Source organism: Streptomyces sp. NPDC101191 (assembly GCF_044767915.1).
In the GTDB taxonomy this organism is placed as follows: domain Bacteria; phylum Actinomycetota; class Actinomycetes; order Streptomycetales; family Streptomycetaceae; genus Streptomyces.
Genome location: NZ_JBIWOU010000002.1, coordinates 835312 through 847186, shown reverse-complemented (window position 1 = coordinate 847186; position 11875 = coordinate 835312). Strand labels below are relative to the sequence as shown.

Annotated in this window: 9 protein-coding genes; 5 read left to right on the top strand and 4 right to left on the bottom strand. The window is 74.2% G+C overall.

The genetic code is table 11. From position 1 onward, the window contains the following. Positions 1 to 4 precede the first annotated feature (4 nt). Together ACIRQF_RS10775 and ACIRQF_RS10770 are read right to left on the bottom strand one after the other, a co-directional pair. Positions 5 to 766 (bottom strand): glycosyltransferase, encoded by a 762-nt coding sequence (locus ACIRQF_RS10775; RefSeq protein ID WP_376636287.1) that lies wholly within the window; start codon positions 764 to 766, stop codon positions 5 to 7. 718 nt (positions 767 to 1484) lie between these two features. Next, on the bottom strand, positions 1485 to 2252 hold the full coding sequence (locus ACIRQF_RS10770) for a glycosyltransferase family 2 protein (protein ID WP_382480267.1): 768 nt from the start codon (positions 2250 to 2252) through the stop codon (positions 1485 to 1487). 214 nt (positions 2253 to 2466) lie between these two features. Here ACIRQF_RS10770 and ACIRQF_RS10765 point away from each other — a divergent pair, with 214 nt between their 5' ends. The 5 genes from ACIRQF_RS10765 to ACIRQF_RS10745 all read left to right on the top strand — a co-directional run bounded on the left by ACIRQF_RS10765 (position 2467) and on the right by ACIRQF_RS10745 (position 9942). Next, on the top strand, positions 2467 to 4293 hold the full coding sequence (locus ACIRQF_RS10765; RefSeq protein WP_382480269.1) for a glycoside hydrolase family 15 protein: 1827 nt from the start codon (positions 2467 to 2469) through the stop codon (positions 4291 to 4293). A gap of 388 nt (positions 4294 to 4681) precedes the next feature. Beyond that, a complete protein-coding gene (locus ACIRQF_RS10760; protein WP_404090835.1) occupies positions 4682 to 5716 on the top strand; it encodes a phosphoesterase in 1035 nt (344 codons plus the stop codon). 50 nt (positions 5717 to 5766) lie between these two features. After that, on the top strand, positions 5767 to 7992 hold the full coding sequence (locus ACIRQF_RS10755; protein WP_376636279.1) for an NADP-dependent isocitrate dehydrogenase: 2226 nt from the start codon (positions 5767 to 5769) through the stop codon (positions 7990 to 7992). A gap of 96 nt (positions 7993 to 8088) precedes the next feature. After that, positions 8089 to 8379, top strand: a complete 291-nt coding sequence (locus tag ACIRQF_RS10750) for a hypothetical protein (RefSeq protein ID WP_376636277.1) — start codon at positions 8089 to 8091, stop codon at positions 8377 to 8379. Between the two features lie 81 nt (positions 8380 to 8460). Then, positions 8461 to 9942 carry a sigma-70 family RNA polymerase sigma factor gene (locus ACIRQF_RS10745; protein WP_404090831.1) on the top strand — a complete coding sequence of 494 codons (1482 nt, stop codon included), beginning with the start codon at positions 8461 to 8463 and terminating at the stop codon, positions 9940 to 9942. A gap of 67 nt (positions 9943 to 10009) precedes the next feature. Here the strand turns inward: ACIRQF_RS10745 and ACIRQF_RS10740 are convergent, their stop codons facing one another. Continuing rightward, positions 10010 to 10705, bottom strand: a complete 696-nt coding sequence (locus ACIRQF_RS10740; RefSeq protein ID WP_404090828.1) for a CAP domain-containing protein — start codon at positions 10703 to 10705, stop codon at positions 10010 to 10012. A 118-nt stretch (positions 10706 to 10823) separates the two neighbouring features. Further along, positions 10824 to 11711 (bottom strand): universal stress protein, encoded by an 888-nt coding sequence (locus ACIRQF_RS10735; protein WP_404090825.1) that lies wholly within the window; start codon positions 11709 to 11711, stop codon positions 10824 to 10826. Positions 11712 to 11875 lie beyond the last annotated feature (164 nt).

Sequence of the window (11875 nt, the reverse complement as noted above, 5' to 3'; positions counted from 1 at the left end):
GTCGTCACCTGGCCAGGGAGAGCCGCAGCAGATCGGTCATGGAGCGCAGCCCGTCGCGGCGCGCGGAGAACGTCGACCCGTCCTGGTCCGTCCACTCCACCGGCACCTCCACGACGTCGTGTCCGGCCTTGACCACATGGGCGAGGAGTTCGACGTCGAAGGCGAAGCCGTCGACGTGGCAGTCGCGGACGATCTCCCGGGCGAGCGGACCGGGGAAGAACTTGAAGCCGCACTGGGTGTCGGCGATGTCCGGCAGCGTCAGGTGCGCGAGGGCGCGGAACAGCGCTCCGCCGCCGCGGCGCAGCCGCGGCTGCTCGACGGCGAGGTGCGCGCCGGGCGCGTGCCGGGAGGCGATCACGGCGCCGTGTCCGGCCTGCAGGAGCACCATGACCGGGTCGAGGGTTTCGATGGGGGTCGCGTTGTCGGCGTCGGCGAAGCCGATGAAACGGGCGGCGGAGGTCTCGATGCCGCGCCGCACGGCGGCGCCCTTGCCCCGGTCGCCGCAGCCGATCACGTGGAAGCCCACCGAGCGCCCCATCGCGGAGGAGGCGAACCGGTCCACGCAGTCCGGGGTGCCGTCCACGCTGTTGTTGTCGACCACGACCACGGCGGACGACCAGGGGCGGCGGGCGAGGAACCGCAAGGTGGTGGCCACCGTGGCCGGCAGCCTCTCGCGCTCGTTGAAGGCCGGGATGATCAGCTCGAGCTCGACCGGGGGCCGGGTGAGCGAGCGGGGGAGCGGGGCATGCGCGTCGACGTCGGTCATCGCGCCTCGCCTCCTCGGGGGAAGGCGCGGCGCACGGCTCGCGCGGGGGTACGGGGGAAGCCGGGGATCAGTGCGGGCACGAGCGCCCGGTGCCGCGGCGCGGCCGTCAGCGGGGCGTGCGGGGCAGTGGCCGGGTTCCTCGGGGCGGGACGGCTCCCGGGTGCGGTGAGGTCGCCGAAGGCGTCCGCACCGCGGGGCTCGGGCGACTTCCCGCTGCAGGCGCCACGCGGGGGCGGACCCTCACGTGATCCAGCGCAGGGGCCGCCTCGCGAACCCGCCCCGTGGTGGCCTCCGCCGCCCCGTTCCCCGCTCGAACCTCGGCCCGATGGGCCTGACGGGCTCGTCGAGCGCCGTCGGCCGCCCGCGGTACGGGTGCGCACGGCACGGGAGCGCCTGCGGCGGGCGGCCGTACGGGGTCGGTGGCTCTCGGTGTGGCGGCGGCAGCGCCGGTCCGCCTCGCGTACGCGGTCGGAGGCGCGCCGGGCGGGATGCGCCGGGGCGGGGAGGGAGCGCTCACACGGTGAACGGCGGCGCGCCTCGGCGGAGGGCCAGTCGGTCACTCGTCGCAGCGGATGCGGAACGGGTGCCACCGGCGCTCGGCTGATGGGGAGGGAGGTCATGACGCGCCTCTTCCGACAACCGACCCTGCCGAGGGTCTGGGACGCACTGCCAAGTGCAATGCACTGACTTCCAGCCCTATCACCCGTTTTGCCCGCCGTCAACCGCTGCCCGCCACGATGCGGTGGAGCGCGTTGCGCGGGCGCTGGGAGACGAGGGTGCCCAGGATGCGGGTGCCGTCACGGATCGTCCGGGGGTGCGACGGCCCGTGGCGGCGCGGGAGTTCGAGACTCGGGACCTCGGCGATGCGCAGCCCGTAGTGCAGGGCGTGGGCGACGATCTCGGCGCCGAGTTCCACCCCGTCCTCGCGCAGGTCGAGCAGGTCGAGGAATTCCCTGCGGAAGGCGCAGAATCCGTACCAGAGATCGGTCAGCCGTTGCCCGTACAGCTGCCGGGCGAGCCTCAGCAGCGCCCGGTGGCCAAGCCGTCTGACCAGCGGATAGGAGGCCGTGTCCCCGCCCGCGATGAAGCGCGATCCCTTGACGAAGTCGAATCCGCTGTCGAGGTAGTGCAGGTAGTGCGGGATCTCCCGGGGCGACATGCTGCCGTCGCCGCCGATGAGGACGATGTGGTCGCCGGTCGCGGCCAGGAGCCCGGCGTGCGGGACGTCGCCGGCCGCGCAGTTCCAGGGGCCGAGCCGGCGGACGCGGACCCCGTCCGTGGTCCGCCCGGTGCCCGCCGCACCCGCTCCGACCAGGATGATCTCCCGTACGGCGGCGGGCAGCTGTGGGAACAGCCAGGTCGTGTCGGGATCGCCCGGACGCACCGCGACCACCAGGCTCGCCGTGCGGGCCACGCTCGCCGGCTCGCGGTCCGTGGCGCGCCGCATCGGGTGCGGCTCGCCGCTCGTGGGACTCGTACCGCTCATCGCTGGTCCTCCGGAAATCCGCGGACGCCTTTCATGATCGGCCGCCGTCGTCCCCCGGTCAAGGAATGCCGATCGATCGTGCATTTCCGGCGGAAAGGTTATGCGGAGTTCCGTGAATCCATCTGGTTCGCGAACCGTCGGCGCGGTCCCCGTCACGATCACGGAGCGCCCGGCATTTTCTGCGACCGCGAACTCGGGGGATTACAATCCGGTCATGGCAGGGCGAATTGAGGACTACGCCCTCATCGGCGATCTGGAGACGGCGGCTCTCGTCGGGCGGAACGGTTCGGTCGACTGGTGGTGCGTGCCGCGATTCGACTCGCCCGCCTGCTTCGCCTCCCTCCTCGGTGACGGCGGCCACGGCCACTGGAAACTCGCGCCGGTGGGCAACCGGGCGTGCAGTCGGCGGGGTTACCGCGGCGACACCCTGGTGCTCGACACCGTCTGGGAGTCCCTGACCGGCACCGTCCGGGTCACCGACTTCATGCCGCCCCGTCAGGGCGGCCCCCGGATCGTCCGGGTCGTCGAGGGAATCGCCGGACGCGTCGACATGCGGGGCGAGTTGACGGTCCGCTTCGACCACGGCAGCGTCGTGCCCTGGACCCACGCCCTCGACGCGCGCACCGTCGCCTCGGTCGCCGGTCCCGACGCGACCCGGCTGCACTGCGGTCCGGGCGCGGGCGAACCCGTCGTCACCGCCGACCGCACCACCTTCGCGTTCCCCGTCGCCGCCGGCCAGCGCGTCACGTTCGCCCTCGGCTGGCATCCGTCCCACACCCCCGCGCCCCCGGCACCCGACGCGCCCGCCGCCCTCGACCGGACGCTCGCCTTCTGGAACGACTGGGCCGCCGGGCTCCGTTACGAGGGCCCCGCCCGTGAGGCCGTCATCCGCTCGCTCGTCGTGCTCAAGGCCCTGACGTACGAGCCGACCGGCGGGGTCATCGCCGCCGCCACCGCCTCGCTGCCCGAGTGCATCGGCGGCCGGCGCAACTGGGACTACCGCTTCTGCTGGCTGCGCGACTCCACGTTCACCCTCTCCTGCCTGCTGCGCAGCGGCTATCGCCGGGAAGCCCTCGCCTGGCACGACTGGCTGGTCCGCACCGTCGCCGGAGACCCGGCCGACCTCCAGCCGCTGTACGGGGTGGCCGGGCAACGCCGACTGCCCGAGACCTACGCCGACTGGCTCCCGGGCTACGAGAACTCACGCCCCGTCAGGTTCGGCAACGCGGCCGTCGGGCAGTTCCAGCTCGACATCTACGGCGAGGTCCTGAACACCCTCTACTCCGCCGTCCGGGCGGGTGTCGCGATCGACGGGCAGGTGTGGAGCCTGATGGCCGCGCTCCTGGAGTACGTCGACAAGCACTGGCGCGAACCCGACGAGGGCATCTGGGAAGTCCGCGGCCCCCGGCGCCAGTTCGTCCACTCCAAGGTGATGGCCTGGGTCGCCGCCGACCGCGCGTTGCGCCTCGCCCGGGTGGCGGGACTGCGCACCTCGGTGCGCCGCTGGCAGGCGCTGCGCGCCGAACTCCGCGACGAGGTATGCCGGTTCGGGTGGAGTGAGGAGCGGCAGTCCTTCGCGCAGTACTACGGCAGCCGCCGCGTCGACGCCACCGCGCTGCTGATCCCGCGCCTCGGCTTCCTGCCCGCCCACGACCCCCGGGTGCTCGGCACCGTCCGCGCCATGGCGGGCCTGGAGGACCGCGGCTTCCTGCGCCGGTACGACGAGGTGTCCAACGGCGAGGTGCACGAGATCGACGGCCTGGCCGGCGCCGAAGGGGCCTTCCTCGCCTGCACGTTCTGGTACGCCGACGCCCTCGCCGCCACCGGCCGCCCGGCCGAGGCCCGTACGGTCTTCGAACGGGTCCTGGACGTCCGCAACGACGTCGGTCTGCTCGCGGAGGAATGGGACCCGGCGGAGGGCCGCCAGCTCGGCAACATGCCCCAGGCGCTGAGCCACGTCGCCCTGGTCGACACCGCCTTCGTGCTGGACGGGACGCGCCGTCGCGCACGCACCCCCGCCCGCCGTACCGCGGTGGCGTGATCACGCCCCCGGCATCGAGCCGTACAGGGGGCGGCCAGGGGGTCGTCCCCAGGTACCCGAGCCCCGTGGCCGGGATCGGCTTCGTGACCGCCGGCAGCGCCACCCTCCGCACCCGCTGGATGTTCACCTGCCAGCGCCGTTACGCGCGGCGCCCGGCACTCTCCGGCCGGGCCCGGCCGGAGACGGCCACGGGGCTGCTCACCCGGTTCGTCGACTCCCTGAGGGGGCCCGGCGGCACCGGCGAGCCGATCGGCACGGTCGGCTTCGCCCTGATGACGCGATCCTGCTCACGATCGGATCCCGGACGCACTCCTGGACCCGCGGCCGGCCACTGCCGTTCGGGCGTCTCCAGCGGGCGTCCACGCCCGCACCGGGGTCGAATCGATGCATGGCACCCTTCGACAGGCCCCGTACCGGCAGCTCCCCGCGGGGCATAGCCGCCGGTGACACGTGGTGGTACGCCGCCGTCGCCGGTGAGGCCGCCGGATCGTTCAGCGCCCGTGTCCGCATACGCATGCGGCGAACCTGCCTCGCCGCCGTCCTCCTGCTCACCGTCGCCTACGCCGGGCTCGTGCTCACCGCCACCGGCCGGCGCTGGGGCGACGCCGTCACCGCCGGACGGCTCGCCGATCCCGCCGTCGCCCGGTTCCTGAGCGAGCACCCCTCGCTCCAGGGGCTCAGCACCGTCACCCCGGCCGCGACGGTCCTCGCGCTCGTCGCCGTCGGCGTGCTGCGCAAGCGGTACGCGCTCACCGGCGCCGCGCTCGGCACCATCGCCGTCACCCTCGTCGTCGCGGCACTCCTCCAGAGGTACGCCCCCGGCCCGCACCTCGTCGACGCCTCCGGCGCCACCGTCCCGAGCGGCTTCCCCAGCGGAGCCGGTGTGATCGCCGCCGGCGGCGCCCTGGGCCTCCTCCTCGTCGCCCCGCACCGGCTGCGCGGCATCGCCGTCGGCCTCGCGGCCCTGCCGGCCGTCGCCGCCGGCGCGTACGGGATCGCCTCCGGCCACCGAAGGCCCGGCGACGTGATCGCCGCCGACCTCCTCGTGCTCGCGGCCTTCGCCGCGCTCGTCGCCCTCCTCGCCCGCCGGGGCAAGGTCCGGCCCGCGCCCCGGCGCGGCCTGCCCCACCAGCGGCTGCTCGTCCTGCTGCCGCTCGCCGTCCTCGCGGTCGGCGGCCTGGCCGCGGGCGGCTACCTCCTCGCCGACTGTCTGCCCGGCGCCGGTGCCGTCCCCGCCGAGCTGCCCCGGATCGCCCACCGCTGCGGCCAGGCCCTCGCCGCCGGTACGGGCGCGGCCGTGACGCTCGTCCTGCTGGGGCTGCTCCGCCACGTCGATCTCGACCCGGGACCCTCTCCGTACCGGATCGCGCCAACCATTGCCGAGGACCCCTTTTCCGAGGAGCCCGATCACGAGATATCTTGATGTCGAGCAATCTTGAGACGCAGACGCAGACGTGGAGCGGAGCACACCCGGTGACTGACTCGACCATCATCTACACGCACACTGACGAGGCGCCCGCCCTGGCGACCTACTCGTTCCTGCCCGTGATCCAGGCCTACGCCTCGACCGCCGGCATCAACGTCGAGACGCGTGACATCTCCCTGGCCGGGCGCATCATCGCCAGCTTCCCGGAGCGTCTCGAAGAGGGCCAGCGCATCGCGGACGCCCTCGCCGAGCTCGGCGAGCTGGCCAAGACGCCCGCGGCCAACATCATCAAGCTGCCGAACATCTCGGCCTCGATCCCGCAGCTCAAGGCCGCGATCGCCGAGCTCCAGGCCCAGGGCTACGCCCTCCCGGACTACCCGGACGACCCGCGGACCGACGAGGACAAGGACGTCCGCGCCCGCTACGACAAGGTCAAGGGCTCGGCCGTCAACCCGGTCCTGCGTGAGGGCAACTCCGACCGCCGTGCCCCCGGCGCCGTCAAGAACTACGCCAAGACCCACCCCCACCGCATGGGCGCCTGGACCTCCGAGTCCAAGACCAACGTCGCCACCATGGGGCAGAACGACTTCCGCTCCACCGAGAAGTCCGCCGTCGTCTCCGAGCCCGGCTCCCTGCGCATCGAGCACGTGGCCGCCGACGGCACCACCACCGTGCTCCGCGAGTCCGTCCCGGTCCTCGCCGGCGAGGTCGTCGACGCCTCCGTCATGCGCGCGGCGGCCCTGCGCACCTTCCTCTCGGAGCAGGTCGCCCGGGCCAAGGCCGAGGGCGTCCTCTTCTCCGTGCACCTCAAGGCCACCATGATGAAGGTCTCCGACCCGATCGTCTTCGGCCACGTCGTGCGCGCCTTCTTCCCGAAGACCTTCGCCGAGTACGGCGAGGTCCTGGCCGCCGCCGGCCTGTCCGCGAACGACGGCCTGGGCACCATCCTCAAGGGCCTGGAGTCCGTCCCGCACGGCCTCGGCGACGAGATCAAGGCCTCCTTCGACGCCGAGCTCGCCGAGGGCCCGGCCCTCGCGATGGTCGACTCCGACAAGGGCATCACCAACCTCCACGTCCCGTCCGACGTGATCGTCGACGCCTCGATGCCGGCCATGATCCGCACCTCCGGCCACATGTGGGGCCCGGACGGCCAGGAGGCCGACACCCTCGCCGTCCTCCCGGACAGCTCCTACTCCGGCGTCTACCAGGCCGTGATCGAGGACTGCCGCGCCCACGGCGCCTTCGACCCGTCGACCATGGGTTCCGTCCCGAACGTCGGCCTCATGGCGCAGAAGGCCGAGGAGTACGGCTCCCACGACAAGACCTTCGAGATCGCCGCGGCCGGCACCGTCCGCCTCGTCGACGACGCCGGCAACGTGGTCCTGGAGCAGGAGGTCGCCGAGGGCGACATCTTCCGCGCCTGCCAGACCAAGGACCTGCCGGTCCAGGACTGGGTCAAGCTCGCCGTCACCCGCGCCCGCGCCACCGGCGCCCCGGCCGTCTTCTGGCTGGACGAGTCGCGCGCCCACGACGCGCAGCTGATCGCCAAGGTCAACGCGTACCTGTCGGAGCACGACACCGAGGGCCTCGAGATCAAGATCCTCTCCCCGGTCGAGGCCACCAAGTTCTCCCTGGAGCGCATCCGCCGCGGCGAGGACACCATCTCGGTCACCGGCAACGTCCTCCGCGACTACCTGACCGACCTCTTCCCGATCCTGGAGCTGGGCACCAGCGCCAAGATGCTCTCGATCGTCCCGCTGATGGCGGGCGGCGGCCTCTTCGAGACCGGCGCCGGCGGCTCCGCCCCGAAGCACGTCCAGCAGCTCGTCAAGGAGAACTACCTGCGCTGGGACTCGCTCGGCGAGTTCTTCGCGCTGGCCGCCTCCTTCGAGCACCTGGCCACCACCACGGGCAACGCCCGCGCCCAGGTCCTCGCCGACACCCTCGACCGCGCCACCGGCACCTTCCTCAACGAGGACAAGTCGCCGACCCGTCGCGTCGGTGGTATCGACAACCGCGGCAGCCACTTCTACCTGGCCTTCTACTGGGCCCAGGAGCTGGCCGCGCAGACCGAGGACGCGGAGCTGGCCAAGGCCTTCGCCCCGCTCGCCGAGACGCTCGCCGCCAACGAGCAGAAGATCGTCGACGAGCTGATCGCCGTCCAGGGCTCCCCCGCCGACATCGGCGGCTACTTCCAGCCCGACCCGGCCAAGGCCGCGGCCGTGATGCGCCCCTCCGCCACCTTCAACGAGGCCATCTCCACCCTCGCCTGATCGCGGACCGACGCGGCACCGCCCCGGCCGGACACCCGTCCGGCCGGGGCGGTCGCGTCGGTGGCGCATCCGCCGTCCGGGTGTGAATCTGGATGGATGAGCTGGGCATCATGGACGACCGCCGGTGTCTACACCGGGCGGGGCGGGGTGCTGACCGTCGAGGCCGGTGTGCTCACGGGCGACCTGACCGTGCACACCACCTTCATCGACGCCGAGGCACGTGTGGCCGTGCAGTACAGCGGCGCATCCGACTGGTTCACCATGTCGGGCAGTCCGGTTCCCTGCGGATCGGAGGAGGAGAGCCGCGACCTGCACGACGCCGTCGTCGCGGCCGTACGCGAAGGAGGCGGGGCGACCGTGCCGATCCTGCCGCACCTGTCGGGGTAGCGCGCGAAAAAGTGTTGTCCCCCCTGCTCCCGAGGGTCTCCCAGGAAGAACCCAGGACAGCACCCGAGGGAAGCAGAGAACATGCAGAACGAGGAGCTCCGCACCGCCGCGCTGGTCGAGGCGGCGCGGGCCGGTGACGCACGCGCCGGGGACGAACTCGTACGGGCCTTCCTGCCGCTCGTCTACAACATCGTCGGCCGCGCCCTCGACGGGCACGCCGACGCGGACGACCTCGTCCAGGAGACGATGGTCCGCGCCCTCGACGGGCTGCCCTCCCTGCGCGACCCCGCCCGGTTCCGTTCCTGGCTGGTCGCCATCGCGATGAACCGGATACGGCGCCGCTGGCGGGAACGCCGGCAGGCGCCGTTGTCCGGCCTCGACCAGGCCACCGAGCTCGCCGATCCGGCCGGCGACTTCACCGACCTCGCCATCCTGCGGCTCGGCCTCACCGGCCAGCGCCGCGAGGTCGCCGAGGCCACCCGCTGGCTCGACGAGGACGACCGCGAGGTCCTCTCCCTGTGGTGGCTGGAGGCCGCGGGCGAACTGACCCGCGCCGAACTGGCCGCCGCCCTCGACATCCCGCCGCGGCACGCCGCCGTGCGCGTCCAGCGCATGAAGGCCCGCCTGGAGACCGGCCGCGCGGTCGTCCGTGCCCTCGCCGCGGTCCCGCCCTGTCCGGATCTGGCCGAGACGACCGCCACCTGGGACGGCGGCCCCTCCCCGCTGTGGCGCAAGCGTCTCGCCCGCCACCTCGACAGCTGCCGCCGCTGCGCCCCCACCCGCAGCGGCCTCGCCCCCGCCGAGGGCCTCCTCGTCGGGCTCGGCCTGGTGCCCCCGCTGCTCGTCTGGGCGGGCCGTGGCGGGGACGTCGCCCTGGACACGGTCGCGTGGGCGGGGCAGGAGGTGCCGCTCGCCCCGGCGGACCCGGCTCCCGCCGCCGGGCCTGGCTTCGGAGGCCCGGCGGCCCCCGCCTGGCGGGCCTGGGGCGCCGGGGCGGCCGCCGTCGCCGTGCTCGGCGGCGTGATCCTGCTGCTGCCGGGCGAGCGGGACGCGGAGGCCGAGGTACGCGCGCGGGTGGCCGTGACCCCGACCGCCGAGGTGACCCCGGTGAGCCGCCCCACGCCGACCACGCCCCCTCCGTCCCCCACTCCCTCGCCCACCCGGACCCGGGCGCCCGAGCCGAGCCCCGAGGAGCGGGTGACCCGACTGGTCAACCGGCACCGGGCCGAGGCGGGCTGCGGCCCGCTGCGCGCCGATCCGGAGCTGGCCGCCGTGGCCCGCGCGTACGGCAAGGACATGGTGGCGAGCCGTTCGTACGGCCACAGCGGCCCCGACGGCACGGATCCCGGTACCCGGATGACGGCGGGCGGGTACTCCTGGAGCGCCTGGGCCGAGAACCTCGCCCGCGGGCAGTCCGACCCCTCCTCCGTCGTCGCCGACTGGATGGCCGACGCCCCGCACCGGGCCAACATGCTCGACTGCCGCTACCGGGACACCGGCGTCGCCGCGGTGTCCGGCCCCGACGGCACGGTCTGGATCCAGGAGCTGGCCACCCCGCTCTAGGTCCGGTCGTCGAACTCCCGGCGTCGCGGGGCAGACGGGAGTTCGACGACAGGGCCTGGGCCGGCGCTCAACGGCCCGTGGCGAAGTCCTGCACCCACCACGGGCCGTTGGCCCGGAGGTTCACGCCGACGCCGATGTCCTCGAACGCGCAGTTGAGGATGTTCTTGCGGTGGCCCGGGCTGTTCATCCAGTCCTCCACCGCCTGGGCGGGCGACTCCGGCCCGCGGTGGATGTTCTCGCCCCAGGACGTCCAGGTGTAGCCGGCCGCGGCCATCCGGTCGCCCGCGTCCCGCCCGTCCTTGCCGATATGGGCGTAGGAGGCCCGGGCCGCCATGTCGTCGGCGTGCCCCTGGGCCGCCTCCTGGAGCCGGGCGTCCGACCGCAGGGGGGCGCAACCGGCTTTCTTCCGCTCGGCGTTGGCCAGCAGCACCACCTGCGTCACGTACTGCCCGTCGGTCCCGGCGGCCTGCTCGGGCAGCGTGGCGGGCCGGGCGGCGGCCCGGGCGGCGGTGACCGGCTCCGCCCGTGCCAGGGACGGTGCGGCCGACGGCCCGCCCCGGCCGGACGGAGCGCCCGGAGCCGTCGCGTACAGCCCGGTCGCCACCGTGAGGGCCACCGCCAGCGTGCCCGTGGCCATCGCCGCCGTACGGAAGGCCGGCCCCGGCCGGCCCGGTCCGCGCCGGTGCCGGCCGCCGCGGGCGCCGGCAAGGGCCCGACCGCGGCGGTCCCGGGCGTCGGCTGCGTCGTGCGCGTCGTGCTGCATGGAGCTCCGCTCTCGTTACGGGGCCACCGGGCCGCCCGGCTTCCGGAGCGTCACCGGGACGACGGTGGGAAGAGACGGCGGTATTACTGTCCGGCCCCGGAGAAGGCGACACTCCTCGTCAATCCTGCGCGTCAACCTCCTGCGGCACCACTGCCACCGGGCACGGCGCGAGGTGCAGGGCGGCGTGCGCCACCGAACCGATGCGCGCCCCGAGCGCCCCGCGCCGGGCCCGCCGCCCCACCACGAGCAGCTGCGCCGCCCCGGACCGCGAGAGCAGCACCTGCCCGGCGCTGCCCAGCTCCACGTGCTCCGTCACCGGGACGTCCGGGTAGCGCTCCCGCCACGGCGCGACGGCCTCGCGCAGCGCCTTCTCCTCGTACGGCACGAGACCGCCCGCCTCGTCGGCGAGCCGCAGCGAGCCCGGGCTGTAGGCGAAGAGCGGCGGCAGGCTCCAGGCACGCACGGCCTGGACCCCGGCCCCGCGCGCCGCGGCCGCCCCGAAGGCGAAGCCCAGCGCGGCCGCACTGTCCTCCGGAGTGCCGTGCTGGCCCACCAGGATCTGCCCGGCGGGCGGTTCGGCCGCCTCGCCGTCGCGCGAGCGGACCGCGACGACCGGCACCTCGGCGTCCGCGATGATCTGCTGCCCGTACGAGCCGAGCAGGAAGCCCGCCACCGCTCCGTGCCCGCGCGAGCCGATGACGAGCAGCTCGGCGTGCTTCGTGGTGCCCAGCAGGGCCGCCACCGGAGTGTCGCCGAGCACCTCGGCGCTCAGGGGGAGCTCCGGGTGCCGCTCCGCGACGGCGCTCTCCGCCTCGCGGAGCACGCCCCGGGCCGCCTGCTGCTGCTCCGTCGGGTCCTGGAGCAGCGGCAGGTCGAGGGGCTCCCACCGCCAGGCGTGCACGAGCCGCAGCGGCAGCCCGCGGTGCAGCGCCTCGCGGGCGGCCCAGTCCGCCGCGGCCAGGCTCTCCGGCGAACCGTCCACTCCCGCGACGATCTCACGACTCATCAGGCTGTCTCCCTCGGCCGGTCGTCGGTCCCGCCGGACGACGGGCCGATGCGTCAAGCTTGGGCCCTTGGACCGTCCGGGGACAGGGCCGGACGTCCCGGCCTGCCGTGCCGTCCGGCCCGAACCGGGCAGAGCGGGCCCCGTTGCGCCGACCGGGCCGGGGT